Source organism: Stutzerimonas stutzeri (genome assembly GCF_019090095.1).
GTDB lineage: Bacteria > Pseudomonadota > Gammaproteobacteria > Pseudomonadales > Pseudomonadaceae > Stutzerimonas > Stutzerimonas stutzeri_AN.
The window spans coordinates 1,439,577-1,464,084 of record NZ_JAGQFP010000002.1; the positions used below are offsets into that span (position 1 = coordinate 1,439,577).

General features: G+C 62.6%; 39 protein-coding genes and 1 pseudogene. 19 read left to right on the forward strand and 21 right to left on the reverse strand.

Annotation, left to right across the window (positions count from 1 at the left end):
• Positions 1 to 237: 237 nt before the first annotated feature.
• Positions 238 to 345 (reverse strand): Arc family DNA-binding protein, encoded by a 108-nt coding sequence (locus tag KVO92_RS22785; RefSeq protein ID WP_272876513.1) that lies wholly within the window; start codon positions 343 to 345, stop codon positions 238 to 240.
• A 327-nt stretch (positions 346 to 672) separates the two neighbouring features.
• On the opposite strand from KVO92_RS22785, the gene KVO92_RS16235 reads away from it, so the two are divergent.
• Positions 673 to 1,872 carry a tyrosine-type recombinase/integrase gene (locus tag KVO92_RS16235; protein WP_217476578.1) on the forward strand — a complete coding sequence of 400 codons (1,200 nt, stop codon included), beginning with the start codon at positions 673 to 675 and terminating at the stop codon, positions 1,870 to 1,872.
• A 3-nt stretch (positions 1,873 to 1,875) separates the two neighbouring features.
• Here KVO92_RS16235 and KVO92_RS16240 read toward each other — a convergent pair whose 3' ends face one another.
• From KVO92_RS16240 to KVO92_RS16330, 20 genes are all read right to left on the reverse strand, one after another.
• Positions 1,876 to 2,076: a helix-turn-helix transcriptional regulator gene (locus tag KVO92_RS16240; protein ID WP_217476579.1), complete on the reverse strand. Its 201-nt coding sequence runs from the start codon at positions 2,074 to 2,076 to the stop codon at positions 1,876 to 1,878.
• The gene (locus tag KVO92_RS16245; protein ID WP_217476580.1) at positions 2,063 to 2,374 is read right to left on the reverse strand and encodes a hypothetical protein; all 312 of its coding nucleotides are present in this window, start codon (positions 2,372 to 2,374) and stop codon (positions 2,063 to 2,065) included. The genes KVO92_RS16240 and KVO92_RS16245 overlap by 14 nt, the downstream gene beginning before the upstream one ends.
• Positions 2,371 to 2,505, reverse strand: coding sequence for a hypothetical protein (locus KVO92_RS22790; RefSeq protein ID WP_272876514.1), 135 nt, complete (start codon positions 2,503 to 2,505; stop codon positions 2,371 to 2,373). Before KVO92_RS22790 ends, KVO92_RS16245 begins: the two co-directional genes overlap by 4 nt.
• Positions 2,502 to 3,239 carry a hypothetical protein gene (locus tag KVO92_RS16250; protein WP_217477279.1) on the reverse strand — a complete coding sequence of 246 codons (738 nt, stop codon included), beginning with the start codon at positions 3,237 to 3,239 and terminating at the stop codon, positions 2,502 to 2,504. Before KVO92_RS16250 ends, KVO92_RS22790 begins: the two co-directional genes overlap by 4 nt.
• Positions 3,239 to 3,484, reverse strand: coding sequence for a hypothetical protein (locus KVO92_RS16255; protein ID WP_217476581.1), 246 nt, complete (start codon positions 3,482 to 3,484; stop codon positions 3,239 to 3,241). The genes KVO92_RS16250 and KVO92_RS16255 overlap by 1 nt, the downstream gene beginning before the upstream one ends.
• A gap of 6 nt (positions 3,485 to 3,490) precedes the next feature.
• Positions 3,491 to 4,237 carry a DNA cytosine methyltransferase gene (locus tag KVO92_RS16260; RefSeq protein WP_217476582.1) on the reverse strand — a complete coding sequence of 249 codons (747 nt, stop codon included), beginning with the start codon at positions 4,235 to 4,237 and terminating at the stop codon, positions 3,491 to 3,493.
• Positions 4,238 to 4,243: 6 nt separating this feature from the next.
• Positions 4,244 to 4,900, reverse strand: a complete 657-nt coding sequence (locus tag KVO92_RS16265) for a phosphohydrolase (protein WP_217476583.1) — start codon at positions 4,898 to 4,900, stop codon at positions 4,244 to 4,246.
• Complete coding sequence (locus KVO92_RS16270; protein ID WP_217476584.1) at positions 4,897 to 5,148, reverse strand: hypothetical protein; 252 nt, start codon at positions 5,146 to 5,148, stop codon at positions 4,897 to 4,899. The genes KVO92_RS16265 and KVO92_RS16270 overlap by 4 nt, the downstream gene beginning before the upstream one ends.
• A complete protein-coding gene (locus KVO92_RS16275) occupies positions 5,145 to 5,657 on the reverse strand; it encodes a hypothetical protein (RefSeq protein WP_217476585.1) in 513 nt (170 codons plus the stop codon). The genes KVO92_RS16270 and KVO92_RS16275 overlap by 4 nt, the downstream gene beginning before the upstream one ends.
• A 67-nt stretch (positions 5,658 to 5,724) precedes the next feature.
• Positions 5,725 to 6,558, reverse strand: a complete 834-nt coding sequence (locus KVO92_RS16280; protein WP_217476586.1) for a DUF2303 family protein — start codon at positions 6,556 to 6,558, stop codon at positions 5,725 to 5,727.
• Between the two features lie 41 nt (positions 6,559 to 6,599).
• Entirely contained in the window at positions 6,600 to 6,947 is a 348-nt protein-coding gene (locus KVO92_RS16285) for a hypothetical protein (RefSeq protein WP_217476587.1), read from the reverse strand.
• 52 nt (positions 6,948 to 6,999) lie between these two features.
• The gene (locus KVO92_RS16290; protein WP_336512648.1) at positions 7,000 to 7,272 is read right to left on the reverse strand and encodes a pyocin activator PrtN family protein; all 273 of its coding nucleotides are present in this window, start codon (positions 7,270 to 7,272) and stop codon (positions 7,000 to 7,002) included.
• Complete coding sequence (locus KVO92_RS16295) at positions 7,269 to 7,634, reverse strand: hypothetical protein (protein ID WP_217476588.1); 366 nt, start codon at positions 7,632 to 7,634, stop codon at positions 7,269 to 7,271. The genes KVO92_RS16290 and KVO92_RS16295 overlap by 4 nt, the downstream gene beginning before the upstream one ends.
• Positions 7,631 to 7,903 (reverse strand): hypothetical protein, encoded by a 273-nt coding sequence (locus KVO92_RS16300; RefSeq protein WP_217476589.1) that lies wholly within the window; start codon positions 7,901 to 7,903, stop codon positions 7,631 to 7,633. The genes KVO92_RS16295 and KVO92_RS16300 overlap by 4 nt, the downstream gene beginning before the upstream one ends.
• Positions 7,904 to 7,913: 10 nt before the next feature.
• Positions 7,914 to 8,885 (reverse strand): DUF3310 domain-containing protein, encoded by a 972-nt coding sequence (locus KVO92_RS16305; RefSeq protein WP_217476590.1) that lies wholly within the window; start codon positions 8,883 to 8,885, stop codon positions 7,914 to 7,916.
• Positions 8,882 to 9,079, reverse strand: coding sequence for a hypothetical protein (locus KVO92_RS16310; protein WP_217476591.1), 198 nt, complete (start codon positions 9,077 to 9,079; stop codon positions 8,882 to 8,884). Before KVO92_RS16310 ends, KVO92_RS16305 begins: the two co-directional genes overlap by 4 nt.
• A gap of 105 nt (positions 9,080 to 9,184) precedes the next feature.
• A complete protein-coding gene (locus tag KVO92_RS16315; RefSeq protein WP_217476592.1) occupies positions 9,185 to 9,442 on the reverse strand; it encodes a DUF1654 domain-containing protein in 258 nt (85 codons plus the stop codon).
• 108 nt (positions 9,443 to 9,550) lie between these two features.
• Positions 9,551 to 9,760, reverse strand: coding sequence for a hypothetical protein (locus KVO92_RS16320; RefSeq protein ID WP_217476593.1), 210 nt, complete (start codon positions 9,758 to 9,760; stop codon positions 9,551 to 9,553).
• 68 nt (positions 9,761 to 9,828) lie between these two features.
• Positions 9,829 to 10,389 carry a hypothetical protein gene (locus tag KVO92_RS16325; RefSeq protein ID WP_217476594.1) on the reverse strand — a complete coding sequence of 187 codons (561 nt, stop codon included), beginning with the start codon at positions 10,387 to 10,389 and terminating at the stop codon, positions 9,829 to 9,831.
• A 291-nt stretch (positions 10,390 to 10,680) separates the two neighbouring features.
• On the reverse strand, positions 10,681 to 11,412 hold the full coding sequence (locus tag KVO92_RS16330; RefSeq protein WP_254621459.1) for a LexA family transcriptional regulator: 732 nt from the start codon (positions 11,410 to 11,412) through the stop codon (positions 10,681 to 10,683).
• A 43-nt stretch (positions 11,413 to 11,455) separates the two neighbouring features.
• On the opposite strand from KVO92_RS16330, the gene KVO92_RS22865 reads away from it, so the two are divergent.
• The 18 genes and pseudogenes from KVO92_RS22865 (at position 11,456) to KVO92_RS16420 (ending at position 24,473) form a co-directional block, all read left to right on the forward strand.
• Positions 11,456 to 11,791 (forward strand): hypothetical protein, encoded by a 336-nt coding sequence (locus KVO92_RS22865; RefSeq protein ID WP_336512649.1) that lies wholly within the window; start codon positions 11,456 to 11,458, stop codon positions 11,789 to 11,791.
• A 339-nt stretch (positions 11,792 to 12,130) separates the two neighbouring features.
• On the forward strand, positions 12,131 to 12,628 hold the full coding sequence (locus KVO92_RS16340) for a phage regulatory CII family protein (protein ID WP_217476595.1): 498 nt from the start codon (positions 12,131 to 12,133) through the stop codon (positions 12,626 to 12,628).
• On the forward strand, positions 12,621 to 12,842 hold the full coding sequence (locus KVO92_RS22795; RefSeq protein ID WP_217476596.1) for a TraR/DksA C4-type zinc finger protein: 222 nt from the start codon (positions 12,621 to 12,623) through the stop codon (positions 12,840 to 12,842). The genes KVO92_RS16340 and KVO92_RS22795 overlap by 8 nt, the downstream gene beginning before the upstream one ends.
• Positions 12,835 to 13,611 carry a hypothetical protein gene (locus KVO92_RS16350; RefSeq protein ID WP_217476597.1) on the forward strand — a complete coding sequence of 259 codons (777 nt, stop codon included), beginning with the start codon at positions 12,835 to 12,837 and terminating at the stop codon, positions 13,609 to 13,611. Before KVO92_RS22795 ends, KVO92_RS16350 begins: the two co-directional genes overlap by 8 nt.
• Positions 13,604 to 14,641, forward strand: a complete 1,038-nt coding sequence (locus KVO92_RS16355) for a PriCT-2 domain-containing protein (protein ID WP_217476598.1) — start codon at positions 13,604 to 13,606, stop codon at positions 14,639 to 14,641. The genes KVO92_RS16350 and KVO92_RS16355 overlap by 8 nt, the downstream gene beginning before the upstream one ends.
• Positions 14,642 to 14,766: 125 nt before the next feature.
• A pseudogene (locus KVO92_RS16360) lies at positions 14,767 to 16,302 on the forward strand (primase-helicase family protein); the annotation flags it as partial.
• Positions 16,299 to 16,640, forward strand: coding sequence for a hypothetical protein (locus KVO92_RS16365; RefSeq protein WP_217476599.1), 342 nt, complete (start codon positions 16,299 to 16,301; stop codon positions 16,638 to 16,640). The pseudogene KVO92_RS16360 and the gene KVO92_RS16365, both read left to right, overlap by 4 nt.
• Positions 16,633 to 17,124: a hypothetical protein gene (locus KVO92_RS16370; protein ID WP_217476600.1), complete on the forward strand. Its 492-nt coding sequence runs from the start codon at positions 16,633 to 16,635 to the stop codon at positions 17,122 to 17,124. The genes KVO92_RS16365 and KVO92_RS16370 overlap by 8 nt, the downstream gene beginning before the upstream one ends.
• Before the next feature lie 255 nt (positions 17,125 to 17,379).
• Entirely contained in the window at positions 17,380 to 17,742 is a 363-nt protein-coding gene (locus KVO92_RS16375) for a putative holin (protein ID WP_217476601.1), read from the forward strand.
• On the forward strand, positions 17,735 to 18,100 hold the full coding sequence (locus KVO92_RS16380; RefSeq protein ID WP_217476602.1) for a phage holin family protein: 366 nt from the start codon (positions 17,735 to 17,737) through the stop codon (positions 18,098 to 18,100). Before KVO92_RS16375 ends, KVO92_RS16380 begins: the two co-directional genes overlap by 8 nt.
• Complete coding sequence (locus KVO92_RS16385; protein ID WP_217476603.1) at positions 18,097 to 18,429, forward strand: HNH endonuclease signature motif containing protein; 333 nt, start codon at positions 18,097 to 18,099, stop codon at positions 18,427 to 18,429. The genes KVO92_RS16380 and KVO92_RS16385 overlap by 4 nt, the downstream gene beginning before the upstream one ends.
• A 95-nt stretch (positions 18,430 to 18,524) precedes the next feature.
• Positions 18,525 to 18,983: a terminase small subunit gene (locus tag KVO92_RS16390; RefSeq protein ID WP_217476604.1), complete on the forward strand. Its 459-nt coding sequence runs from the start codon at positions 18,525 to 18,527 to the stop codon at positions 18,981 to 18,983.
• 1 nt (position 18,984) lies between these two features.
• Complete coding sequence (locus KVO92_RS16395; RefSeq protein ID WP_217476605.1) at positions 18,985 to 20,664, forward strand: terminase large subunit; 1,680 nt, start codon at positions 18,985 to 18,987, stop codon at positions 20,662 to 20,664.
• Positions 20,665 to 20,666: 2 nt separating this feature from the next.
• Positions 20,667 to 21,884, forward strand: a complete 1,218-nt coding sequence (locus KVO92_RS16400; RefSeq protein WP_217476606.1) for a phage portal protein — start codon at positions 20,667 to 20,669, stop codon at positions 21,882 to 21,884.
• Positions 21,868 to 22,506: an HK97 family phage prohead protease gene (locus tag KVO92_RS16405; RefSeq protein ID WP_217476607.1), complete on the forward strand. Its 639-nt coding sequence runs from the start codon at positions 21,868 to 21,870 to the stop codon at positions 22,504 to 22,506. The genes KVO92_RS16400 and KVO92_RS16405 overlap by 17 nt, the downstream gene beginning before the upstream one ends.
• A gap of 2 nt (positions 22,507 to 22,508) precedes the next feature.
• Positions 22,509 to 23,708, forward strand: a complete 1,200-nt coding sequence (locus tag KVO92_RS16410) for a phage major capsid protein (RefSeq protein ID WP_217476608.1) — start codon at positions 22,509 to 22,511, stop codon at positions 23,706 to 23,708.
• Between the two features lie 61 nt (positions 23,709 to 23,769).
• Complete coding sequence (locus KVO92_RS16415; RefSeq protein ID WP_217477317.1) at positions 23,770 to 24,141, forward strand: DUF7302 family protein; 372 nt, start codon at positions 23,770 to 23,772, stop codon at positions 24,139 to 24,141.
• Entirely contained in the window at positions 24,141 to 24,473 is a 333-nt protein-coding gene (locus KVO92_RS16420; protein ID WP_217476609.1) for a head-tail connector protein, read from the forward strand. The genes KVO92_RS16415 and KVO92_RS16420 overlap by 1 nt, the downstream gene beginning before the upstream one ends.
• Positions 24,474 to 24,508: the final 35 nt, after the last annotated feature.

Genomic DNA, 24,508 nt, shown 5'->3' on the forward strand with positions numbered 1-24,508 from the left:
TCGGGTAATCCCTTCTTGTATTACCTCAAGCTCTTCATCAGGGATGCCTATATCCAGCTGAAGGTCATCCAAACTGGTTAAAGCTGAGTTATGTCCCAGCCGAATTGCTCGCGTTATTGCATCGGCGGCTCGCCTTTGAATTTCGTTCGTAATCCCGCTTCTGGCCATCAAGGCTAGTTCTCTCGCTTTAGAAGCTGGAAGCAGCTTTGCGGGAGCTGCATCAGAAATAAAACTTCCTTATAGCCGAGCGACTAGCTCGGCATTTAGCGATCTTCCTGCCGCTTTGGCTGCGTGTTCAGCCTGGAGTCGGAGCTCCGCTGGCATGCGTAATTTGAATTGTAGCAAAAAGGGGACAGATTTATTTTTAGCAAAAAGGGGACAGATTTATTTTTGTTCGCCAAGCCTACCAGCAACCTATCCGAAACAAGCCAAACCCTAAACGAAAAAGCCCTGCAAGTGCAGGGCTTTTCTAATCTGGAGCGGGCGAAGGGAATCGAACCCTCGTCATGAGCTTGGGAATCTATAACGGGCCAAATATCAGGTTATTACGCGAAGTATCGGAAAAGCGCTACAATCCCCGTCCTGTATGGGCTGGGGCTTCCGGCTCAGTCTCAATTTGTCCCGCCGAATTTCGTGTTAGTTCGGGACAACTGTCACCGGAAACTGTCACGCATGCTAACCGAAAAGCAGATCCGAGCGCTCAAGCCAGAAGGTCGCGACTATGTGATGTCCGACGGGCGCGGTGCGCGCGGGGAAGGGGTGCTGCTGCTGAAGGTCCGCGCCAACGGCACGAAGGAGTTCTATTATCAGTGGCACGTGGCGGGCAAGAAGAAGCAGCGCAAGCTCGGCGTGTGGCCGACGATGTCGCTCACCGTCGCCCGGGACAAGTGCAAAGGGGCATCACCGCAGAGTGAGGCGGAAGGCACGCTGCAGAACCTGCTCGATTCTTACGTGGCCAAGCTGAAAGCAGAGGGCGCCGCCTCGGCCGGCAACGTGGAATGGTCACTCAAGCACTACGTCTCCGAACCGTTCCCGCACCTGGTGAAGAAGCTGGCCAGCGCCATCGAGCCCGGTGATATCCGCGACATTATCTCTGCGATGATCAAGGCGAAGGTGACTACCTACTGCAACCGGGTGCGGTCGCAACTGCATGCTGCGTTCCAGCACGGGCTCAATCAGGAATACAACCCTCGCGACTACCTCAAGTCGAAGGTGCGTTTCGGGCTGACCTACAACCCCGTGGCGAGCATTCCTGTGCAGGGCGACTGGGAGCGCCCGGGGCAGCGAGTGTTGAGCAAGGAAGAGCTGGCTGCGCTGTGGAACCTGCTTCCGGAGGAGCTGAGCCTGGTCACGGCAGAGCTGATCAAGTTCCTGATCGCCAGCGGTGGGCAGCGGCCGGAGCAGGTGGTGGCGTCTGATCGCACGATGTACCGCGATGACTACTACATGATCCGCAGCAAGAAGGGCGTAGAAGGCGAGAGGGAGATTCACGTGGTGCCGTTCAACGAACTGAGCCGTGCGTGCCTGGAGCGGCTGAAACCGATCTCGGGCGACGAGGCCTTTCCGTTCATGGGCCGATACAAGAACAACTCCATCAACGTCCAGTCCGTGTCGCGGGCGGTGACGAAGCTCTGCGGCCGGCATCCGGATACGTTCAAGACGCCGTTTACGTTGCGCGACCTGCGGCGCACGTGCAAAACGCTGATGGGTGTGGCGGGGATCAGCAAGGAACTGCGCGATCGCATTCAGGGGCATGCGTTCAGCGACGTTTCGTCGAAGCACTATGATCGCTACGACTACCTGAAAGAAAAAAGCCAGGGCCTCGAGGATTGGGCTACCTGGCTTGTCGATGTGGCGGGAGTGAAGCCGTAGTCGTCACGCCACCTGCTTGCACCATGCTTCCGGATCCTCCAGCCAAAAGCGCAGGTCGGATGCTCGCCAGCCGACGCGGCCTGGCGAAAGTCGCACCTGCTTCGGGAAGCGGCCGGCTTTGATCTCGCGCCAAAGCGTTGCGTGGGACAGCGTTGTAACCTCCAAAACCTGCTCCTCCCTCAGGTAACCTTCAAGCGCGACCACGGCGCTTCCCTCCCTTGCGATGCTTCTTCGTGCCGCCGTGGCAGGTCAGGCGGTAACTGATGAACGATGCCAGGTCGCCGATCTCTGCTTTGATGTCGTCGATGATGGCGCCCATGATCGCGTTCACCTCTTCGTATGTTGCGTGCTGGATAGTCCGCGAGTTGTCGACGTGGGTCTTGCCATCCGGCGTCTTGACCAGCCACTCCATCAACCAGCGCTGCGGCTTGCGCGGCAGGCGCCCGCTGACCTTAGCGGTGTCGTTTGGCATTTCGGTGCTGTAGAAGATGGAGTAGGTCATGCTGCATCCTCAACGCCGCGGGCCATCTGGCTAATGACATCAATGCAGGTTTGGTTTTGCCGGATGCTGGTGGTCCGGCAGCGGCTGGTGTTCAGGCGGTTCTCGCCAATCGAGCGCTTACGCTGGCTCATGCGTGGAACTCCAGTACGAGATCACTCTGGCCGCTGTGCTGCCAGACTGGTGCTGAATTTTGGGATTCGATTCGGTCGGCGATCACTGCTGCTCGAGCCGCGGCAGTCGGTGCTGGATACATCCCGAAGCGGCCGACGGCGCCGGCGTTCACTGCGGCGTTAGTTGAGTCAGCGCTGGCCAATGGCAGGTCGCAAAAAATCCTCGGATCAAGCATGCGTAATCCATGCAGCTTGCAGATTGGGCGTCCCTTCTCGTCACAGATCGCGTTCATGGCATCGCTTATTCGTCGCCACCAGGGCGTTGTGCCAGGCACTCCCCATTGCCCTGAACTGCCGAGTGCAACTACGCGCCATTTTTTTGCTAGGCGCTGCAGGCGTTCGAGCGACTCATGCATGTGCCACACCGGAACACCGGGAAGGTGCTCGGGCCAGCACTCGAGCATCAGGTCGTTGGCTGCCTCGTCGCCATCGATTACGTCCGGGATGAGAGCCCAGTCGAAGCCTGGGTGCCTGTACCACTTAGCGACCCAATGGATATAACCCTCAACATCAAGGGGTTGGCCGTCCCGCCAGCGGCTGAACGCGCCATTGTCGAGGATGAACGACTGACAAACGTCGGCTACGTTCGCTATCTCATCGGGTGCCTCGAAAGATACGAGAGCATGGCGGCCAGATAGGAACGCATAGGCCTCCGCCCGCGGGCCGCTACACGGGGTTCCGTGGTAATGGATCATCACGCTGGCATCCTCAGGGTTTCGATCTCAACCCCCTGGTGAATGGCAGCGATGCGTTGCTCGCCGCCGAGGCGGCTGAACAGTTGGTCGGCGATATCTTCGTGGTAGCCGCGCTTGATGAGTGCAGTAGCAGTGCGAATATGCTCGGCATGAATCATCAAAGTGGAGTGGATCTCCAGTCGGTAAACGATCATCTCGCCATCGGCAGGACATTCAGCAACGAAGGTGTGGCGGTAGGTGTTCATGCCGCGTCACTCCTGACCGGTGAGCAATAAGAATGCTGCCGCTTCCACTCGTGGAACCTGGCCATTGCCAAGGGCTCGATTGCGGTCCACCCTATGGGCCAGCCCATGAGCCACTCGACAAACTCGGGGTTCAGCCGGCCATTCTTCCCATCTCGCTCTACCCAGTAGTCCAAACGATTGCGAAGGCGAGTCCGACCATCCACCCGGGTAAGCGCTTTCGCCGATGATCCTTTGCACATTGCCACTGAGGGGGTTGGAAACGTCTCTCCCGACCAGCCAGGCGCGATGGCGTGTGTGAGGCGCGCCGAGTTCGCGTGCTGAAAGACATAGCCACTGCGCGTCATACCCCAGTTCGGTAAGATCGCCGAGGACCACGGCAAGACCTCGTCCCACAAGCAGCGGTGAGTTCTCCAGTTCGACGAGGGGAGGTCGTACCTCACTGATGATTCGCGCCATTTGCTTCCATAGGCCTGACCTCGGTCCTTCAATGCCGGTACCGGGCCCGCTCGCTGAGATGTCTTGGCACGGAAACCCGCCCGAAACCACGTCAACAAGGCCTCGCCACGGCCTTCCGTCAAAACTGCACACGTCAGACCAAATCGGGAAAGCTGGGAGGCATCCATCGTTTTGTCGTTGCGCCAGAACTTGTGCTGCGTAGGCATCACGCTCAACGGCGCAGACGGTGCGCCATCCCAAGAGGTGGCCGCCGAGAATTCCTCCACCAGCGCCCGCGAAAAGAGCCAACTCATTCATGGCACCTCACATGCACTGCGGCGCAGCCGCGCCGGTGTGGGCTTCGTCCACGCGTTCCCAGGTGCTGAGCGCCTGGCTTCGGTGGGTGGCGTGCATCAGCTCCAGCAGTTTGCCGTGGTACTGAATGCAGGCGTGTTCGCTGGTCCAGCGAGGCAGGGTCGCCGGTAGTGGCTTGACGCCGGCGAGGCAGGGCCAGCTTTCGGCGTGTTCGGGCATGAGGTCGCGGCGCTCGGTGGCGAGGGCGATCATGTCGGCCTGGTAGATGCTGGTTGGCAGGGTTGAGTCGATGTTGAAGCGGTCGCAGACGGCCAGCCAGATACCGTGCTCGATCTCGCTGTAGTCAGGCAGCAGCGCCTTGAGCGGGCGCACCATGTCGCCGACATAGGCCTCGGTGGCGTCGTGCAGCAGCGCCTTGAGCGGGCGCACCATGTCGCCGACATAGGCCTCGGTGGCGTCGTGCAGCAGCGCGGCGAGTTGGTGCTCGGCCGGGACAATGCTGGCCACCAGCAGGCTGTGCTGCGCGACCGAGTAATGGTGCCGAGTGTGGCCGTTGAAGCGGCAGACGTGCGCCAGGGCGTGGGCGATGTCGATGGTGCTGATCAGCTCCGCGCGCGGGGCCAGCAGGTCGAAGCGCTTGCCGGTGTGGGTGAGTATCCAGCTCATTGCTGACCCCCAGCTACTTCATTGCGGACCCGCTTCATCGCATCCTTGTACGACATGATGCGGCGCTCAAAGGGGGCGAACGGACCCTCGGAGTTTGTCAAAACCAAGGTGTCCTTAGCGGGCGCATGCATGCCCGGCTCCCAATCGTCCAGGATGTTCTTTAGGCCTAGCGCTGAAGCTATGGCGTTTGCGTTTCGCGTCTTACCGCAGGCCTTGGGACCGTAAACGAGATAGCTTTTCTGGCTCATGCAACTTGCTCCTGCGCGAGGGTGGTCTGGGCGGCCCAGTAGCGGTTGAACATGGCCAGTGCGAAGGCGGCGAGTTGTTCGCAGCTCTTGGCCTGGTCAGTGGCGCCGAGGTTGCCGAAGGTTTGCGCGGCGAGGCTGAGCTTGGCGGCGATGGCGGTCAGGTGGGCGGCGTCCTCTTCGCTGATGGCGACGGCGTTGTAGCGGCTCACGGCGGCGAGGGCTTCGGCGACCTGGGCGCGCAAGCGGGTGAGTTCCTCGCTGCGCAGGTCCGACTCTTCCGTCAGGGCCTCGATGGCCTGGGCGGCGTTGAGGCGGCTGAGGGTGTGTTCGTGCTCGGAGCGCTTCAGCTTGTGGCGCCACAGTTCGTTCTCGTCTGCGCGGGCCTGGCAGATGCGGCTGATCTCTTGGCGGTGCGCGCGTCGGCCGGCGATGTAGCCGAGGGTGGCAAAGATGGCGGTGCCGGCGAAGCCGCCGATGAACGCCATGAATTGGTAAGCGGTGAATGACATTGCTGTGTCTCCCCTGGTGCCCGCCGCGGGCGTGGTGAGTGCTGCGGCGGGCGGGTGTTGGTGATCGTTATTTGCCGAGGGCGAAAGTGCCGATGGTCAGCGGGACGAGCCCACCCACTTCCTGCTCGAGCACGCCCTTGAATTCGCGGGCGATGGACTCGCGCTGGGCCTCCTCACCGACCCAACGCAGCTTGAGCATCGGCGCCTCGCCGCCGGTGATGACGGACAGGCGCAGGCTAATCGTGGAAGCTGCAAGGCCTTCGAACGGTACGGTGACGAAGACGAAGGCAGTCGGCAGGGTTTCCTGGCTCTTGGCCTCGATCTCGTCCATGGACGAGCGGCTGTTGCTGAAGTCGCCAACGGTGCTGTCGCGCTGGCTGGTGGCCTTGATGGTCATCTTTCGGATGCCGGCGATGGCCTGGGCGAGGGGCAGTTCCTCCTCGCCGGCGAAGGTCTGGATATTCGGTGCCCAGTCTTCGAGGAATTCAGCCAGCGTCTGCTGGTCGAGCTTTCGCCAGACGATGCCTTGCAGGGCGGAATAGGCGGCGGTGGCCTTGAGGGTGAGGGTGGCGGTGTCGTCCGCGTGTCCGGCATAGCCCGGCTCGCCCAGGTTGAATATCACCGTGGCGCGCATGGCGTCCTGATCGATGAAGCCCGCCGAGCTGACAGGGGTGGTGTCGTCGCTCTTGTGGTTATCAACGTATTTGACGAAGTCCTGCAGCGAATGCGTATTCAGGGCGCCGCGGAAGCGGTCGCGCACCGATTGATACGCTTCCAGGCTGTGCAGGCGAACGCTTTCGGGCAGCACGGCCAGGCGGGCGGCATCAGTGCCGATTTCGCGGCCTGCGGCGGCGAGGGCGTTGGACTCGATATGTTGGATGGCTTCTTTACTCAACGGCATGGTGTTGCTTCCTTGTGGTGAGTGGGGCTTGGTGGTGCGGGTCAGACTTGGCGCGCTTTAACCGGGGCTTGCTCCGGCGTGAACATCTGCGCGGTCGGGTCGTTCTGGAACAGGGTCAGGCCTTGTTCGGTGACGTAGAGCGGCGTGTCCAGGGTGGTGTCCTCGCGCTTTTTGCCGCGCTTGGTGGGCTGGACGAAGTCCAGCGTGTGGCTGACAGCCACCTGGTTGCTCTGGCCGATCTGCTTCATCTTCAAGGTGATGGTCACCTGGCCCTGCTTGCTGTGGTCGATCACGCCGGCGGCGACATCGGACAGGGCGCGGCCGACCTGCTGGGCGAAAACGCCAGCGTTCAGCGAGCCGAAGAAGTCATTTACGTCGGTGGGTTTCATTTGCTGTGTCTCCCTTTGCTGCGTTATGCCGCTTGGTGGGCGGCGGTTGGTTTTATGCTGCGGGTTGGTGCTCGTTGCTCGGGTCCTGCGCGTCGAGCCAGGCGGCGAGGTCGTTGAGGAACACGACCGGCGGTGCCTTGCGACTGCCATGCAGGCGTACATAGCGCAGGCGGATGGCGCCCTTGCGGATCTCCTCGAGCAGGTGATCCATGCTGCTGATATGCGGCAGGTACTCGGCCCGTACGTCGTCCAGCGGCAGGCAGGGCCGGTCGTAGCGGCGCAATAGCTGCTGGTAGGTGCTGTTGGGGTTGGCGAGGCTGGTCACGCTACCGCCTCCCCGCACCCCGCCGGGAGGCGCATGCGAACCATCGTCGCGAGGCCCTCGATGGTCCGGCCCGCGGCGGTGACGATCAGCTGGCCGGCCGCATCGGTGACGACGGCGCCGTAGGGCCGTTCGGCGCTGGTGGTGGGCGTGACGTAGAGCGTTTGCCCGGGTGCCAGCTCGGCCACGACGACGCGGTACACCTCGGCCAGCTCCAGTGCGGCCGGGTCGATAGCCTCGAGCCGCTCGACCGCTTCACGCGCGGCGCCGAGCATGGCTTGGGCGCAGACCAGGCCGGGGTGGTGGTGGACGATCGGGACCAGTTTGAGCGCGCCGATGGCATCGGTGATGGGGTTGGTCTTCATGCGACGTCCTTCTGGGTCACGGTGATGTCCAGTTGCTTGGCGAGCCAGGCAATGCCAGCTTCGGTGGTCATCACGACCGGGTAGTGGCTCCAGGCGCCGATGCTGGCGTTCCAGCGCGAGCGGGTATCCACGAACAGGTAGCCCTTGTCGCGATGTGCGCAGGCGAGCTCTCCGTTTTGCTTGAGGATGCCCAACTCGCGCAGGCGGCGGCGCAGGATGCGCGGGCCGATGCCCAGCACGGCGGCGGTGGCGTCAAGATTCCTATTCATGGCGGTGGCCTCAGGCTGCTGCCGCGCAGTGCTGGGCTATCCAGCGCAGGCGCTCGGCTTCGGCCGCGAGCATTTCCACGCAGGCGTCGTAAGCGCCGCATTCCTCAGGACCAGCGATGATCAGCATCGCGGCGCCGAACGGATGCGGCTCGTGCACGACGATGGCGCCCAGCGCTTCACGGGCTTCTTCGGGTAGCTCGGGCTTTTCCGGGTAGGTCTCGTTGTGGCGGTTGACGTGCCAGATGGCCTCTTCGATGGTCTCCGCCGGGTTGCCGTCGGCGTTGCGCAGGTACAGGTGCTTGAACGCGTTGCCCAGGCAAAACGGCAGGTGCTCGGCCACCTCGATGTAGTCAACGCCGCTTGGGTGGGCCGCTTCGTGCGCCGGATGGTTGGCCATGTCGGTGGTGGCGCTTGGTTCTTCGTTCAGTTTTTCACGCTGAATCTCGTTCCAAGCGTCGGCGGCCTCCGTCGCTGTGGGGGCGCCTTCCAGCGACTGGCAGCTGCGGTAGCGACATTTCACCCCATGCAGAAACGTGTCGCCTTGGGCGGCGTAGTCATAGGCGATGGCCTCGCCTTCGCACTGGCGGCAGGGCAGCAGCACGGCAGGGCGCTGCGGGCAATCGGTTGGATGGGTGGCGCATGGGTGGCGAAGCGAGCCATCTCCGCTGGGGCAAGTGCAGACCGTACGTTGCGGCGTGGCCTCGGCCGTATCCAGCGTGCCGTTCGCGATCGACTCGACCCATTCAGCCAGGTGCTGGGCGTTGGCGCGGTCGTTGCGCTGCAGCGTCATGCTGTGGCGCTGGTTGGCCAGGTACAGGACGGCCTCGAGCGGAGCGCCGAACACGGTGCCCATCGGTTCGATGGTGATCTCCGGGCGCAGATCTCGCTCGGGCTGGATCAGCAGCAGCGTCTCGGTGCCGCCCATGTTGGCGATCAGCTTCAGGGCAGCGGTGCTGCCTGCGGTAAGGGTATAGGCGCTCATGCTGCATCACCCCCGAACGGGCCGAAGTCATCCTGGGTTGGTGTGGTGAAGCGCTGCTTGAGTTGTGGGCGCCCGCCGGTGAGCACGATCAGCTGGCCGGTCGACCGCTGAATGTGCGCAATGGTGGCGGGGCTGGATGCGCATGCCGGGTGTAGGAATACCGGGCAGCGGGTGACGCTGTGCTGTGTCTGCATGACCGTAACCTTGGTGAGTGGGTACGGGTCGAAATATGTACTAGAGGTTCACAATAGTCAAGTACCGCAGGTACATATTGAGGAAGCTGTGGTTCACAGCTTCGATCAGCGCTCGGCTATTGACCAACAAACATGCACGGTTCCATCGGGGCGCTTCGTCATCGCGACGCCGTCGGTCTGCTGGATCTCGTCGAGCAGGCGCTCCCAGTCGTCGAGCCGATCGTCAGGGTGGCGGGCGAGATTGGCCTGGCGCTCGTATTGAGCGCGAGGCGTGGTGATGAGGTGGTTGATGCGCCGCACCAGTCGGCCATAGCTGGATGCTTGGCGCTGATGGGTGATGGTCTGAGCCTGAGTCCGATTCATGGCTTTCTCCTTAATGCTGGATATCCGTACAGTAATAAGGGGAATCGGAAAGTTCAATCAAAGCGGGACGACCGCGATTTGATGTGTAAAGAATTGGTGCAGGTGCCGCTATTCCTTGGCCATCAGCGTAGCTATCAGATCAGCGATACCGTCGGAGCTTGTGTTGAGCAGATCGAGGTGACTCTTAGCTGCTTGGGCAGTATCGACCGATCCGCGCTGCTCGACCCAGATCGCGAGCTCTTCTACAGCAGCGCCGATGGCCAGTTGGTTCATGTGGAGTTGGTAAAGCAGGGTGGGAAGAATATTGTGATCCGTCATGGCTGATCCTTCTTGTTTTTGATCAGCGTAGACAGATACAAAAAACCCCGCTAGGTGCGGGGTTTGGGTTACTGCTGCGGTGCGTCTGGTGGTGTGCTGGGCAGCGCTGTATCGGCCGGTTTAGCTGCTTGCTGGGCCTTGATCTGCTCAAGCAGCTGGCGGGTCTCGAAGGACTGCTGTTTCATTTCCTGAATCACAGCAGACGTGTCGCGGCCGGAGTCGAAGCTAGCAACGCCATAGGACAGGACGGCTACCATCACGCCTATGGTCACTGCTGTAGCGCCCCAAATGTTCGCTTTCAGACTTTTAAGAGGCAGGATCTCAAGTCGAAAGTCGCTAACCGTCTGCCGCATGTCCTTATCGAAACGCTCAAGCCTCGCGTCCATGCGCGCTTCTGTTGCTTGAAGCTTTGCGTCGAGTTCTTCGCGGGTGAGATCGTTCATAGATCTAGTATGCGCAGGGTTTGATCTTGTGTCACCAGCGAGCTTAAACGGGCGGACGTTGTATAGGCTAATTACTTTAGCCCAATCCACATCATCTTCTTTCTTCCATTGTGACCCTGCGCCGCGCTCAATCATCGCGATCCCCGCTATGGCGCTCTTGCAGCCAGTCATGGATGACAGGCGCAAATATTTGCTCCAAGTGGCCGCACTTGGTGCAAAACATGGCGTACGTCGTCATTCCCACAGGCGCGCCGTCTGAGTGCGCTGTTTTGAATGCATGGAAGATGGGCTCCATAAATTCACGGCCATCTTGTTTTCCGTATGGATTTCCTTCCCAGACAGACGAGCACAGCGACCAAATAGACGGGGATGTGCCACATCCTGGGCAGTTGGAGTCAGGCCGTGTATCGTTTAGAAATGCTATGAAATCGTTAACAAATACGCCGCTCGGCGCCTGGTCATTCGCATCAGCCATTATTAAATCCTAACCTTACTCGGCGCCAGAATGTGCCCGACATAGTGCATCTGTTCGATCTGCTCAACTGGGATGGTGCGCCGGCCGTATGCGTCATTGATCGACATTACGCTGACCTCGACGTCGTTCGCATACAGCAGCTCCTTGAGCATGCTTTCGCCATCGACAAGCCGAATCATCACGTACTCGCCTGGCACAAGCCTGCCGTTTGGTTCACAGACCGCGATCCAGCCGGAACGTATAGCGGGGGCCATTGAGTCGCCGCGTAAGCGCAGGGCATAGGCGCCAGGGTCCTTAGACGGCACATCGACATAGCCTTCACCGTCGTCAAGGGCGTGCCAGTAACCCTCGGCTCCCATCTGGGCGGTGCCGACGATCTTGACCTCACGGTAAGGGCTGGTAATCGCCGGGCCGGGCTCCACGTTAGCACCGGCGCCTTCGGCAGCCTGCATAGGTCCTTCGTCAAACTGCAGCCACTCGCGCCGGATGCGAAGCTCTTTACAGAGAGCCGCCATCTTTTCTGGCCCCGGCATGGCTTCTGCGTTAAGCCATTTGCTGGCCGCTTTCGGAGTGACGTTCGCAATTTTTGCCAGGCGAGCGCCAGCGCCCCATGCATCTATGCCGTTCTTGGCTAGTGCAGCTTTGAGGCGTTGTGAAAAAGCGATGCGGAAATCGTCATGTTGAACCATTGGTTCAATCTCGCACGCCCTTGCATGTACTTTCAGTTCCGTCATAATATGTACTTCAGGTTCACATTTACGCCGAGGAGGCGCCGTAATGAGCGCGATAAAAGAGGCAGTGAAATGCGTAGGCGGCGCGAAAGCAGCAGCGAAAGCGTGCGGCGTCAGCGTGCGGGCCATCTACAAGTGGATCGCCGCTGACGCGCTGCCTCGCACCGAGTACACGGGCGAGACCACGTATGTGGCCAAGCTGGCTGAGGCGGCCGCGAAACAAGGCAAGCCCTTCGACTTCAATCGCCTCAAAGCTGTAGCCGCGCCGCGTAAGGCTGGCGAGACCACTGATGACAGCCAGCTCGGCGATCGCCGGGCCGGGGAGCGGCGTTCCGGTGATCGTCGTGAAGGCGATCGGCGCGAGGGCGACCGCCGCGCTTAACGAACAACACCCGCCGCACACTCACCACCGCGCAGAGCGGGGCGGCGGTGCCGGTACCGGGAGGCTCACCACCAGACCGGTATCGGCAGGGCTTGAAGCCCGGGAGCAACAAACCTGACGCCACGGCGGCAGGGAGATGTAGAGGCTGGAACCAAGGCGCCCACTCACCAAAGTAAAGAGCCTTGATCCAGCGGTCCGGTAGACGGGTACCACCCCTGACTACCTCAACAGTCAGCCCGCCGAGACACAGCAATGCTTAAGCGGGCGACGACTGCTGTAGCCATAGAGTAGGGCAATTGCCCGACGAATGGCTACGGCGTTACCGGGGCATTAAAGACCATGAGTCGCAAAGACCTTTTGCCGGCCGCCGGGCCGGTACTCAACACCCGGCAGGCGCTGTACCGCGCCACGCGCGATGCGGTTGGCGGGCAGAACAGTGTGGCGCTGTCGATCGGGATGGACCCGGACGAGTTGAGCAAGCGCCTGAACCCTACGGGCGGCCGCCCGATGCACCCTGAGCTGATCGAAGAGATCGTCGCTACGACGCGTGATCCGCGCCTGCTGGCGGCGCTCGTGCGTCCGGCCGGGGCGGTGGCGTTCGTGCCGCAGCCGGTACCGGCCACGCGCGATGCGTTGCGCGCGCTGGGCAAGCTGCTGCAAGCCGAGGGCGAGTTCGTCGGCAGCCTGCACGATGGTGCAGCGGACAACGTGTGGGAGCACCACGAGGTGGAAACCCTGCGCTACCACGCGCACCGGATGATCGGCGAAATCCTCGGCATCGTGGCCGGTGCCGAGCAAGCGATGGAGCAAGCATTGGAGGAAGTGGCCCATGGATGAGCATTTGATCGAGCTGGCCGAACAGGCCCAGGCCGAACAGATTCAGCGCGCCATCGACAGCCGCGTGCAGTACCAGGGCGTGAGCCTGACCAAGTGCGAGGAATGCGGCGGCGAGATTCCGAAGGCACGGCAGGAGGCGGTAAAGGGCTGCCGGTTGTGCTTTGACTGCCAGACGCTGGCTGATGAGTGCGCGAAGGGGGTGCGGCGTGGTTGAGCGTATTGATGCGGTGGCCCCGGCGCAGGATGAAATGGTCGTCTATCGCGCCGTGAACCAGTTCGGCAGCGATTGCCACTTTGGAGTCGAAAGCCTGGCGTGTGTATGGGCGGGCACGAAGGGGACGGTCGAGAGGGTAACGCTGACGCCAGTGCCGGAGTTCAGTGTCGTCACCACCCGCCCCGCGCAGCAGCCGGTCGAGGGTATTCACTCCAATCCGTACCCGGCTAAATGCCCGGTGACCGGCTTGCCGTACTTCATGCACCTTGAGCATCCAGAGCTTGGGGTTATCCCAACATTCGGCGGCCCATTTGACAGCTACAGCATTCCGTATCCAGAAGGATCGCCGGACGATCCATGGCATCAGCGGCAGCTGGTTTCGCACCGCTACTGTCATGACAAAGGTTATTGGGTCGATGACGAGTTTATTCCGCTGCGCATCATCCACGAGGATGTTCTGTCGGACCTTCAGGATGACGCCGCCCCTGTCGCGCAGACCGAGCAGCAGCCGGTGGCGTGGGCGCGCCAATGCGACATGACCGACCCAGAAGGCGTCATGTTCGTCAGCCTCTACGAGTACCGGAAAACCGGATACAGCGTTCCACTCTACGCTGCCCCTGTCGCGCAGACCGATCTCGCCGCCCGCGTGGCCGAACTCGAAACCCAGCTCAGCCAGCAGCACGAAGCCCACCGCAAAACCTGGCGGCAGCTCGAGCAGGCGCAGGCCGAGCTGGCGGCGTTGAAAGCGGGAGGGCCCGCCCATGGTTGAGCGCGTACCGCTGACGCTGGCCGATCTTGGCGAGCTGCTGCAATACATCGGCGCGGATGACCGCGACACCTGGTTGGCGGTGGCCATGGGAGTGAAGGCTGAGTTCGGTGAAGCCGGGTTCGATGCCTGGAACGCCTGGAGCCAGACCGGCGAGGGTTACAGCGCGGCCGATGCGAAGAGCGTGTGGAAGTCGTGCCGCAAGCGCGGGACGGGCATGGGCACGGTCATCAAGCTGGCGAAGGACAAAGGCTGGGCGCCACGGCGCGAGCCGATGACAGCCGAAGAGAAGCGGCAGTTGAATGCCGAGGCGGAAGCACGGCGGGCCGCGCGGCAGGCGGAAGTCGAGGTGGATGAAGCACGGCTGGCGGTGATGCGAGAAGCGGTGGCCCAGGCTTGCGAGCTGATCTTGACGAAGCACTGCAAGCCAACAGGCGAGAGCCCCTACCTGGAGCGTAAGCAGGTGGGGGCTTTTGGTGTGGGCTTCTTCCATTACACGGTGGTGCTCTCGATCGATGACGCGCGGCAGCGCTGCGATGTGTGGGTGGGCAGCGAGACGCGTACCTTTTTCGCGAACCTGCCCAAGCCGCGGCCCGATTCGCTCAGCTTCATGATGTTCAAGGCCGGGACCATTGCGGTGCCGCTGCGCGATGCGGCCGGCAAGCTGTGGAGCCTGCAGGCGATCAACGAGCAGGGCACGAAGCTGTTCCCGAAGTACGGCCGCAAGGCGGGCTGCTTTCACCTGATCGGGTCGCTGGTCGAGGAGGGCGGTTTGTTCGTGGCCGAGGGCTACGCGACGGCGGCCAGTGTGTGGATGGCGCTGGAGATGCCAGTCGCGGTGGCGATCGATTCCGGCAACCTGGCGGCGGTGTGCCGCGCGCTTCGTGAGGCGAACCCGACCATTCGCATCGGCATTGCCGGCGACGATGACCCGACCGTGAAGAACAACCCGGGCCGGATGAAGGCTGAGGCGGCAGCTGCCGAGGTGGGCGGCTTTGCGGTGTTCCCGGTGATGCCAGGGGAGGCTGCCTGATGGATTGGAATGATCTGCATGTGAACTGGGGCGTCGAGGCGGTTGCGCAGCAGCTGCAAGCGGCGCTGGACGCTGGTGAGCCTTCCCCGGCCCCATCCGAGGCCGAAGCCGCCGCGCCGGCCAGCTCCTCCGATACCGGGGGGCAGGGGGCGGGGCTCTCGGCCGAGCAGGTGCTGCGGCGTTTCGCGCTGGTGGAAGGCACGACGCACGTCTGGGACCAGGATAAGAAGGCGGTGATGAAGAAGTCGGCCTTCGAGGCGCTGGTGGGCAAGCCGCTCGCCAAGGGCTGGTTGGACGATACGGCGAAGAAGCTGATCGGCGCCGATGCGGTACGGGAGATCGAGCAGGCACGGCGGATGGCCGGCAAGAAGGCCGGTGCGTTGGGCATGCCGCCGACCGAACGCTATGTGTACATCGACGGGACGAAGGATGTGTGGGACCGCGAGAAGAAGCGGCGCATTCCGGAAGGTGCCGTGAAGATGGCGCTGGGCGATGCGTACGCGCTGTGGCTGAACAGTGCCGAGCGGCGGACGGTGGACGTGGACCATATCGTCTTCGACCCGACGATGACGAAGGACCCGGCGGTGTACATCAACACCTTCGAGGGCCTGCCGCTGGAGCCGGTGCGCAATGATGAGGCGTGCGCGAACCTGCGCTGGCTGATCTCCTTTCTGTGCAACCACGAGGAAGCGGCGCGCGACTGGCTGATGAAGTGGCTGGCGTTCCCGCTGCAGCATCTGGGCGCGAAGATGGACACGGCGGTGCTGATGCACTCGGTGATGGAAGGTTCGGGTAAGAGCCTGTTCTTTGCCGACACGATGGGCGCGCTGTACGGGCAGTATGCGGCGACGGTGGGGCAGACGCAGCTCGAATCGAACTTCAACGCGTGGCAGTCCCGCAAGTTGTGGGCGGTGTTCGAGGAAGTCGTCTCGCGCGACCAGCGTTACAACCAGGTGGGCAAGATCAAGCATCTGATCACCGGCAAGACGGTGCGGATGGAGTCGAAGTTCATCAACGGCTGGGAGGAGGCGAACCATATGAACGCCGTGTTCCTGTCCAACGAGATCTTGCCGTGGCCGATCAGCGACAGCGACCGGCGGCTGCTGGTGATCTGGCCGCATGAGACGCTTCCGGAGGAACGCCAGAAGGCAATCGGTGCCGAGTTGCGGGGCGATGGCGTGGCGGCGCTCTATGCCTGGCTGCTGTCGCTGGACTTGGGCGACTTCGATCAGCGCACCCGGCCCCCGCGTACCGATGCCCGGCAACGCCTGGTGGCGCTGTCGCGTGCTGGCTGGCAGACGTTCCTGCATCAGTGGCGGATCGGCGAGCTGGGCGTGGGGCTTTGGGGTGCCTGCCTGTCGACGGACCTGTATGCCATGTTCCTCGAGTGGTGCCAGCGCAACAAAGAGCACGCGATGAGCCAGACGAAGTTCAGCCTGTTCATCAGTGCCGAGGTGGAGAAGACGCGGTCGATCCCCTGGACGGATGGGACGAACCGGCGCTTTGGTGCGTTCTTCTTTCCGGATGACCCGGACTCTTCCCTGCCCCCATCTGTGAACGCAGCTGCGCTTGGCCAGCACGTGGCGGAGTGGCGCGGGAAGGCACGCAAGGCGGGCTGGGACGTGGACGGGTGGGATCACCTGAAGGCGGCTGCAGCATGACTACGACCGTAAGTGTGTTGGGTTGTGTTGGGTTGTGTCGGGTTGGTTTTGCGAACCCAACACAGGACGAGGCCGCCAACGGCGGGGCTTTGCAGGTGCTGTGTGGGGTGTGTTGGGTTTGGCTACGCGCGCGCGCATGCGTTGCCGTTTCGGTTGTTCCTTCTGACGGGGAGGTAAATATTCTCTATGCGAGGGCTGAAAAACCCAACAAACCCAACACACTCAACACAGACGCCTTGAAAGCATTGATTTATAAGGGTTTTAGCTGTGTTGGGTTTGTGTCGGGTTGGGGTTTTTGTGTTGGGTTCGGTTCGGCGGGGGGGAAACGCCATGATTGAGGCTGTCGAAGCGTTGATGGTGCATTGGGGTGAGCGCTGCCGCGGCGGCCTGGGTGGGCCCGGTGCGGGCGGCTCGTCGCCGCTGGCGGTGGCGATGCAGTACGGCGGGATGATCCCTACTGGTAGCCGTGGAACGATGGGCCTGGCTGGGGCTGAGGATCGGGCGGCAGAGGAGGTCGACGCGGCAATCGGCAGCATCAAGCAGAAAGGCTTGGCGGAGGATCGCAAGCTGGCGAAGGCGTGGCGGCTCGCGGGCAACAAAGGGCGGCCGCCGTTCTGCCTGGAGACGCAGTTGGTCAAGCTGGCGATGGTGCGCTATCTGCCTGACCCGATCCCGACCGTGGCGCAGCAGATGCGGCGCGTGCGCATAGGGTCGGAGCGGACCTACCACGAGCGGGTCCAGCAGCTGCACAAGCTGGTCAAGGCTGAGCTGGAGGCTCGGGAGCGGATGCAGCGGGTGCATCGGGGGCGTTACGTCGCGTAAATGGCCGGCTGGTGTTCGCCCGGTATAGAGACAGGATTCAGGCAGGATTAAGCCGACATTCGCCAGTGGCGTTAATTCGCTGTTTACGCCTCCGCAGTCGGGGGGTACAAAGCGCATAACAGGTCAGAGCAGCGCCAAGGCGATGACCGAAACGAGCCTTACTTGCTGTGTCAGGCACAGGCCGGTTCCCCCGCCGGTCACCCCTCAAAGCCCCGCCATCGTGCGGGGCTTTGTTTTTTCCGGCTGGAGGTTGTCATGGGCGAGCCAACGAGCGCGGCTGGCGTTGTTGTGGCCGGTGCCGCTGGCGCTGGGCTGGCTGGGTTCATGGCTGGCGTGAACGGTGACGCGGCGGTCGGTGCGCTGTTGGGCGCGCTGGTGTACGTAACAACGACGCACGACCTGCCAATCTGGAAGCGGCTGCTGTTCTTCCTGGTGTCTGGCGTGATGGGCTACCAGTTCGCCCCGGCCATTGTCGAGGCGGAGTTTTGGGGTTTGCGCCCGTTTGCCTACCCGGGCCCGGCCGCGTTCGGTGCCGCCGTGCTGGTCGTGACGGTCGCATTGGCCGCGATTCGTCGGCGCGGTCTGCCAGCAATCGATGATGGAGGCACAGATGGTTAGTGCTTTGCTGACTCAGGCGACGTTCCTTATCTGTGCCGTGGTGTTCCTGCGGCTATTCACGTATCGGCGCGGCGCTGCGCGGTTTCGGCGCGGTGTGTCGTGCGTGGCTATGTTGGTTATGGGCTGCGCGGGTGCTGCGGTGATCTACATCCTGACCGGCGAGCTGCGTGTGCCCGTCATGGCTTGGCCGCTGGTGGTACTGCTGGCGGTATTCGCCTGGGCGGTGTGGCAGAGCGGCGGTAATTTGGCCGGTGCGTTCCGCCCGGGTGGCTGGGATGGTGTGGAGCGGCGGCAGCAGGAGCGGCGCTCACGGCGGCCGCCATACCGCAACCCGTCAGCGCCGGGGAACACGCGATGAGTAAGCCCAGGCTGAAGATGCGCGGGTCTGGCCTGAAGATGGCGAAGCCGAGCGGGCCAACGGCGCGCGTGGTGGCTGATCGGCGAATCACTGGACGGCGTTTGCAGTCGAGGCGATTGGAGATGTGGCTGGCCGACCCGCATTGTGCTGAGTGCCGGCGTTGGGTGGTGTTTCCCGGTGGGTTCGAGCTCGACCACAAGGTGGCGCTGGGCATGGGTGGTGAGGACGTCGAGGCGAACTGCCAGATCCTCTGCGTGGACAGCCCGGACGGCAGCCAGATCGGCTGTCACCGCCGCAAGACCGAGGCCGACCTGCAGGGCATGCGCTGACCGGGGGCGGGTCAAAATATGGGGCTCGCCGCCAGCGGAAACCTCGCCCCCTCCCACGCGCGAAATTAATCCCCTTTAACGGATTTGGTTAAGGCATGGCGTTAACTGAACAGCAGCGCAAATATGCTGAGTCCCGGATGTCAGGTGCATCCATCCGGGACTCCGCATTGGCGGCCGGCTGCCCCGCCAGATCCGCATCGCAGGCCGGGTCCCGGCTGGAGAGGCACCCCAACGTGCTGGCCCACCTGGCGCGCCTAAAGCACCTTGAGTCGGAGGCGAAGCCGGAAGTGGGCCGCGATGCGCTGCCGCCTGACGTACAGCTCGGCGACGAATTCTTCGAGGATCCCAAAGACTTACTCCGTCACGCCATGAACGACCGCCGCCTGGACCCGAAGACACGCATCCAAGCGGCCGTCGCGCTGCTGCCCTTCGAGCATCAGAAACGCGGTGAGGCCGGCAAGAAAGAGCAGCAGGCGAACGCCGCTGAGTCGATTGCGACCGGTCGCTTTGCTCCTGCCGCACCGCCGTCGAGGCAGCTCAAACTGGTGAACTGACATGCAATGGCAGACTGCATGCCCTGACTGGGCAGATCGGCTCGTGGCCGGGCAAAGCATCATCCCGGCGCCGATCTACCCGGCCCAGGCCGAGCAGGCGCTGAGCATCTTCAAAGAATTGCGCGTAGTCGACCTACCCGGCAAGCCCACCTTCGGTGAGTGCAGTGACCAGTGGGTGTTCGACTTCGTGGCTGCCGTGTTCGGTGCCTACGATGCCGAGACCGGGCAACAGCTGATCCGCGAATACATGATGCTGATCAGCAAGAAGAACACGAAGTCCACCGTCGCCGCGGGTATCATGATCACCGCCGTCATCCTCTGCTGGCGTGAGGACGAAGAGCACCTGATCCTGGCGCCGACGAAGGAAGTCGCGGACAACAGCTTCAAGCCCGCCGCCGGCATGATCCGCGCCGACCCCGAGCTGGGCGCACTGTTCCACGTCCAGGACCACGTGCGCACCATCACCCACCGGGTGACGAAGGCGAGCCTGAAGGTCGTCGCGGCGGATACCGACACCGTGTCCGGCAAGAAAGCCGGTCGCATTCTGGTCGACGAACTCTGGCTGCTGGGCAAGAAGGCCAACGCATCGGCCATGCTGATGGAGGCGCTGGGCGGGCAGGTGTCGCGCCCCGAAGGTTGGGTGATCTTCCTCACCACCCAGAGCGACGAGCCGCCCGCCGGGGTGTTCCGGGAGAAGCTGCTCTATCACCGCGGCGTGCGTGACGGAAAGATTCACGACCCACGCTCGCTGGGCATCCTCTACGAGTTTCCGCCTGAGCTGCTGGCCAGCAAGGCCTACCTGCAGCCCGAATACTTCCACATCACCAACCCAAACCTCGGGCGTTCGGTGAGCCGGGAGTGGCTCGAAGACCAGCTGCGTCGTAACCAGCAGAACACCGACGGCAGCTTTCAGCAGTTCCTCGCCAAGCACCTGAACGTCGAGATCGGCCTCGCGCTGCGCTCGGACAACTGGGCCGGTGCCGAATACTGGGAGGCAATGGCCCGCCCGGGCATCACCTTGGACAGCATCCTTGAGCGCTGCGAGGTGGTCACGGTCGGCATCGACGGCGGCGGGCTCGACGACCTGCTTGGCCTGGCCGTAGTGGGGCGTGAACGAGAGTCCCGGCGCTGGCTCGCCTGGTGCCGGGCATGGGCGCACCCGTCAGTGCTGCAGCGGCGCAAGGAGATCGCTCCGCGCCTGCTCGACTTCGCTAAGTCGGGTGATCTGGTGTTGGTCGAGCACATCGGCGAAGACGTCGCCGAGGTCGCCTCCATCGTGTTCCACATAGACCAGGCCGGGCTTCTGCACGAGGCAGGACTCGACCCGGCCGGCATCGGCGCCATTCTCGAAGCGTTGGTCGGCATGGGCATTGATCCGGAAAAGGTCGTTGGCGTTAGCCAGGGCTGGCGTATGGGCGGGGCGATCAAGACCACCGAGCGCAAGCTCGCCGAAGGCGGGCTGCAACACGCTGCTCAGCCGCTCATGGACTGGTGTTGCGGCAACGCCAAGGTCGAGCCCCGGGCGAACTCCATCCTGATCACCAAGCAGGCCAGCGGCACCGCGAAGATCGACCCGCTCATGGCCCTGTTCAACGCGGTCTCGCTGATGGCGGCCAACCCGCCAGCGCTGGGCGGTATGGACGACTATCTCAACAACGGATTCTTCGGACTCATAGGCTGACCATGACCTTTCGTTGGTACAACCCGCGCACCTGGCGGATGTTCGGCTATTCCGATCCAGCCACCGGCGACTACGTCGAAGTGGACCTGGAGGTCGGCGGCAAGCGAACCAAGGCCGGCGTGCGCATAACAACCACGGTCGCATTGTCGATCAGCATGGTCTGGTCGTGCGTGAAGATTCTCTCTGAGTCGCTGAGCGGCTTGCCGCTCAAGCTGTACGAGGATACGGACGGCGCGCGCAGGCTGGTTGCCGGTACCGACCGGGCCCAGAAGCTGCTGCGTAAGCCCAACCCATACATGACGATGCTGAACTTTCTCAAGTTCGTCGTCGTGAACATGGCGTTGCGTGGCAATGCGTTCGCGCTGATCGAACGCAACCGCAACGGTGAACCAATCGGACTCGTCCCGTTGGGCATCGACTCGGTCACCATCGACACCGACGAGGACCTGCTCTATTGGGTGCAGCCCAAGGACGGCGCCCGATTCCCGGTGTCACCGGAGAACATGCTGCACTTCAAGATATTCAGCCTGGATGGCCTCGTCGGGATGTCGCCCATCGAGTACCAGGCCGAAACCATGGGCCTGGCCAAGGCGGGGCAGCAGTGGTCATCGCGCTTCATGCGGAAGGGCGGCTTCACCGGTGGCTACGTCATCTACGAGCAGTTCCTAACCGATGCGCAGCAAAAGCAGATCCTCGCCAAGTTTCCGGACGTGCGTGAGGGCGATGCCGATGACATCGGCAAGATGGCCATCCTGCAGGGCAACCCCACGATCGTGCCGGCCGGGCTCAGCCAGAAGGACGCCCAGTTCATCGAATCCCAGCAGTTCCAGGAAGAGGCGCTCGCCGGCATCTACGGCGTGCCGCTCTGGCTCGCCAACCGTGCCGGCAAGACCTCAATCATGGGCTCCAACCTCGAACAGCAGCTGATCGGCTTCGTCACCTTTGGCTTGAAGCCCTACATCGACGTAGTCGAGGACGAGTTCAACGACAAGCTCTTTCGCTCCTCCGGACGCTTTGTCGAGTTCGTCGTGGAAGGCCTGCTGCGCGCGGATAGCGCCGGTCGCGCCGCCTATTACACCGCAGCGCTCGGGGGCTCGGGCGGCTCGGGTTGGCTTTCGATCAACCAGGTGCGTGCCAAAGAGAACGAGCCGCCGCTCGATGGCGACGAGTACAACCGGGTCACCCGATGGGAGATGCAGACCAATGCTCAGCAAACTTGATTGCCCGTTCGAGGTGAAAGCCGCCGACGAGGCGGGAAACTTCGAGGGTTACGCCGCGGTATTCGACAACGTCGACCTGGGCGATGACGTCATCCTCAAGGGTGCATTCACCAGCGTCAAAACCGCGCGCAACGGTCGTCTGAAGCTCGCTTTGTATCACGACCTGACCCGGCTGGTCGGCACCTCTGAGTTCAGCCAGGACGAGCATGGCCTCTACCTCAAGGGGCGCGTCAATCTCGCGGTCAGCTACGCGCGCGACGCCTACGAGCTGATGAAGGACGGCTCGCTGGACAGCATGTCCATCGGCTTCAACACGCTGGAGGCGGACTACCAGCAGCGCGCCGGCCGCAGCGTACGCGTCATCAAATCCGCTGAACTCTGGGAGGCGTCGTTCGTGCCCTTCGGCATGAACCCCGAAGCCCAGGTGCTTAGCGTCAAGTCGGACATCCGGCTATTCGAGAACGCCCTGCGCGAACGCATGGGGCTCTCGCAAAAGGAAGCGGCCGCAGTCGCTTCGCTCGGCTACCCCGCGCTCCGCCGTGACGGCGGCAGCGAGGCCACGGCGATCGTGGATGAGCTGAAAAGCATTTCCAACCTGTTCATCCACCATTTCGGAGCATAACCATGCCAGCAGAAATCAAAGAACTGAAAGAATCCCTCGAACTGCAGCTGAAGAGCGGTTTCGATGGCCTTCAGAAAAAGTACGACGCGGCGATCGCCGAGGTCGAGAAAGGCAATGCCGTTACCGGCGACCTGAAAAAGCAGATCGAAACCCAGAAGGGCGAGCTGCAGAAGGTCATCGACCAGGTGCAGGATCTCGAGCAGAAGGGTGTCCGTCTGCGCGGCCAGCCGGGCGAAGGCAAGTCGTTCATCGACATGGTCAAGGGCGACGACAGCTACAAAGATCGCCAGAAGACCGGCCTCGCCCAGATCGAAGTGACCAAGTCCGACCTGGCCACCATGAAGGAAACCAAGGCCACCAGCGCCGGGCTCGTGGTACCGAACTACGACCCCACCATCCAGCCCGGCATCCGTCAGGAGCTGCGCATCCGGGACCTGCTCACCGCCATTCCGGTCGGCGGCCAGAGCTACAGCTACTTCAAGGAACTGCTGCACACCCGCGGTGCCGGTACCGTCGCCGAGGGCGCGCTGAAGCCTACCAGCAACGTGACCTTCGAGACGGTCACCGACCGCATCAAGAAGATTGCCGTCTGGATGCCAGTCACAGACGAAGCGCTGGACGACGTCCCCCAGCTGTTCGGCTACATCCAGGAGCTGCTGCGTTACGACCTCAAGCTCGAGGAAGAAGCGCAGATCCTGAAGGGCGACGGCACCGGGGAGAACCTGAACGGTCTTATGACCCAAGCCACCACCTACGATGCCACGCTGACCAAGGCCAGCGACACCGCCATCGACATCCTGCGTCGCGGCATCTACCAGGTGCGCAAGCAGTCCAAGCTATCGGCCGACGGCCTGGTCATGACCGAGCTGGACTGGATGAACATCGAGCTGGAGAAGGACGGGCAGAATCGCTACCTCTTCGCCAACCTGCAGGGCCTGGTCACGCCTGTGCTTTGGGGCCGCCCGGTCATCACCTCCGACAGCATGGACGAGGGTGATGCAACCACCGGCGGCGAGTTCCTGGTCGCCAACTTCGCGCGCGCCGCGATCCTCTTCGACCGCATGTCGTTCCTGTTCAAGATGGGCCTGATCAACGATCAGTTCATCAAGAACGAGCGCGCTCTGCTCGTGGAAGAGCGTCTGGGACTTGGCGTGCGCCGTCGCGAGGCGCTGGTCAAGGGCCAGTTCCCGACCGCCGCCTGAACTACCCCATAGGCACACATGAGGCCGGCACATCGCCGGCCTCGTCGTTTCTGGAGCAGATATGAAAATCAAAGCCAAGTGGGGCTTCATCGGTAACGCCCGCCTGCTGGGCGTGGCCTCGGCCAAAGTAGTTGCCGGACAGGTGTTCGACGATGTCGACGACGAATACGCCCACACCCTGATCGGCAAAGGCCTGGCGCAGCCGGCAGTTGACGAGGCCCCGGCCAAGCCAAAGCCCACGGCGCAGCGCACCAACAAACCCGCCGCGCCAAAGGAAACCAAGCCGGTCGAGCCGCTGCAAACGCAACTGGTTCCGACGTCTGAAGGCGCGGGCGCAGCACCGGAGAGCAACACCGCCCCGGCTGACGTTGCGCAAAGTGAAGGCAACGACGCTGCCGATCCGGCGAACACCGAAGCGGGTGGTGAAGCCTGATGATCATCGACTGGGCCGCGCAGCCTGAATTGCTCGACAAGCTCAAGCTCCAGGTGCGCATCGATACGGACGAAGAGGACGAGCTGCTCAAGGGCTACGTCGAAGCGGCGTTGGCCCATGTCGAACAGCACTGTGACCGCACCCTGGTGGTGGCCACCCCGGGCGTCGACCTGACGCCCGAGCAGATGGAACTGACCCCGGATGTCTGGCAGGCCGTCCTGCTGCTAGTCGCCCACTGGTACGCCAACCGCGAGGCGGTCGTCATCGGCCCGCTTGCCACCTCGGTGCCGTTGGCGTTCGAGCGGCTGCTCTGGTACAGGAAGCGCTTTTGATGGCCTGCGCCGCATGCGCCGCACGGCGTGAACGA

Coding starts and splice junctions, on each gene's coding strand:
- KVO92_RS16260 (WP_217476582.1), bottom strand. CDS start 4,237: ATGAATGAGTTGGCTCTTTTCGCGGGCGCTGGTGGAGGAATTCTCGGC.
- KVO92_RS16285 (WP_217476587.1), bottom strand. CDS start 6,947: ATGAAACCCACCGACGTAAATGACTTCTTCGGCTCGCTGAACGCTGGC.
- KVO92_RS16410 (WP_217476608.1), top strand. CDS start 22,509: ATGCCAGCAGAAATCAAAGAACTGAAAGAATCCCTCGAACTGCAGCTG.
- KVO92_RS16235 (WP_217476578.1), top strand. CDS start 673: ATGCTAACCGAAAAGCAGATCCGAGCGCTCAAGCCAGAAGGTCGCGAC.
- KVO92_RS16300 (WP_217476589.1), bottom strand. CDS start 7,903: ATGAATAGGAATCTTGACGCCACCGCCGCCGTGCTGGGCATCGGCCCG.
- KVO92_RS16375 (WP_217476601.1), top strand. CDS start 17,380: ATGGGCGAGCCAACGAGCGCGGCTGGCGTTGTTGTGGCCGGTGCCGCT.
- KVO92_RS16295 (WP_217476588.1), bottom strand. CDS start 7,634: ATGAAGACCAACCCCATCACCGATGCCATCGGCGCGCTCAAACTGGTC.
- KVO92_RS16250 (WP_217477279.1), bottom strand. CDS start 3,239: ATGATCCATTACCACGGAACCCCGTGTAGCGGCCCGCGGGCGGAGGCC.
- KVO92_RS16275 (WP_217476585.1), bottom strand. CDS start 5,657: ATGTCATTCACCGCTTACCAATTCATGGCGTTCATCGGCGGCTTCGCC.
- KVO92_RS16355 (WP_217476598.1), top strand. CDS start 13,604: ATGGTTGAGCGCGTACCGCTGACGCTGGCCGATCTTGGCGAGCTGCTG.
- KVO92_RS22795 (WP_217476596.1), top strand. CDS start 12,621: ATGGATGAGCATTTGATCGAGCTGGCCGAACAGGCCCAGGCCGAACAG.
- KVO92_RS16310 (WP_217476591.1), bottom strand. CDS start 9,079: ATGCAGACACAGCACAGCGTCACCCGCTGCCCGGTATTCCTACACCCG.
- KVO92_RS16265 (WP_217476583.1), bottom strand. CDS start 4,900: ATGAGCTGGATACTCACCCACACCGGCAAGCGCTTCGACCTGCTGGCC.
- KVO92_RS16405 (WP_217476607.1), top strand. CDS start 21,868: ATGCTCAGCAAACTTGATTGCCCGTTCGAGGTGAAAGCCGCCGACGAG.
- KVO92_RS16330 (WP_254621459.1), bottom strand. CDS start 11,412: ATGACGGAACTGAAAGTACATGCAAGGGCGTGCGAGATTGAACCAATG.
- KVO92_RS16280 (WP_217476586.1), bottom strand. CDS start 6,558: ATGCCGTTGAGTAAAGAAGCCATCCAACATATCGAGTCCAACGCCCTC.
- KVO92_RS16380 (WP_217476602.1), top strand. CDS start 17,735: ATGGTTAGTGCTTTGCTGACTCAGGCGACGTTCCTTATCTGTGCCGTG.
- KVO92_RS16270 (WP_217476584.1), bottom strand. CDS start 5,148: ATGAGCCAGAAAAGCTATCTCGTTTACGGTCCCAAGGCCTGCGGTAAG.
- KVO92_RS16385 (WP_217476603.1), top strand. CDS start 18,097: ATGAGTAAGCCCAGGCTGAAGATGCGCGGGTCTGGCCTGAAGATGGCG.
- KVO92_RS22865 (WP_336512649.1), top strand. CDS start 11,456: ATGAGCGCGATAAAAGAGGCAGTGAAATGCGTAGGCGGCGCGAAAGCA.
- KVO92_RS16415 (WP_217477317.1), top strand. CDS start 23,770: ATGAAAATCAAAGCCAAGTGGGGCTTCATCGGTAACGCCCGCCTGCTG.
- KVO92_RS16390 (WP_217476604.1), top strand. CDS start 18,525: ATGGCGTTAACTGAACAGCAGCGCAAATATGCTGAGTCCCGGATGTCA.
- KVO92_RS16305 (WP_217476590.1), bottom strand. CDS start 8,885: ATGAGCGCCTATACCCTTACCGCAGGCAGCACCGCTGCCCTGAAGCTG.
- KVO92_RS16400 (WP_217476606.1), top strand. CDS start 20,667: ATGACCTTTCGTTGGTACAACCCGCGCACCTGGCGGATGTTCGGCTAT.
- KVO92_RS16370 (WP_217476600.1), top strand. CDS start 16,633: ATGATTGAGGCTGTCGAAGCGTTGATGGTGCATTGGGGTGAGCGCTGC.
- KVO92_RS16395 (WP_217476605.1), top strand. CDS start 18,985: ATGCAATGGCAGACTGCATGCCCTGACTGGGCAGATCGGCTCGTGGCC.
- KVO92_RS16420 (WP_217476609.1), top strand. CDS start 24,141: ATGATCATCGACTGGGCCGCGCAGCCTGAATTGCTCGACAAGCTCAAG.
- KVO92_RS22790 (WP_272876514.1), bottom strand. CDS start 2,505: ATGAGCCAGCGTAAGCGCTCGATTGGCGAGAACCGCCTGAACACCAGC.
- KVO92_RS16340 (WP_217476595.1), top strand. CDS start 12,131: ATGAGTCGCAAAGACCTTTTGCCGGCCGCCGGGCCGGTACTCAACACC.
- KVO92_RS16320 (WP_217476593.1), bottom strand. CDS start 9,760: ATGACGGATCACAATATTCTTCCCACCCTGCTTTACCAACTCCACATG.
- KVO92_RS16255 (WP_217476581.1), bottom strand. CDS start 3,484: ATGAACACCTACCGCCACACCTTCGTTGCTGAATGTCCTGCCGATGGC.
- KVO92_RS16245 (WP_217476580.1), bottom strand. CDS start 2,374: ATGACCTACTCCATCTTCTACAGCACCGAAATGCCAAACGACACCGCT.
- KVO92_RS16365 (WP_217476599.1), top strand. CDS start 16,299: ATGACTACGACCGTAAGTGTGTTGGGTTGTGTTGGGTTGTGTCGGGTT.
- KVO92_RS16315 (WP_217476592.1), bottom strand. CDS start 9,442: ATGAATCGGACTCAGGCTCAGACCATCACCCATCAGCGCCAAGCATCC.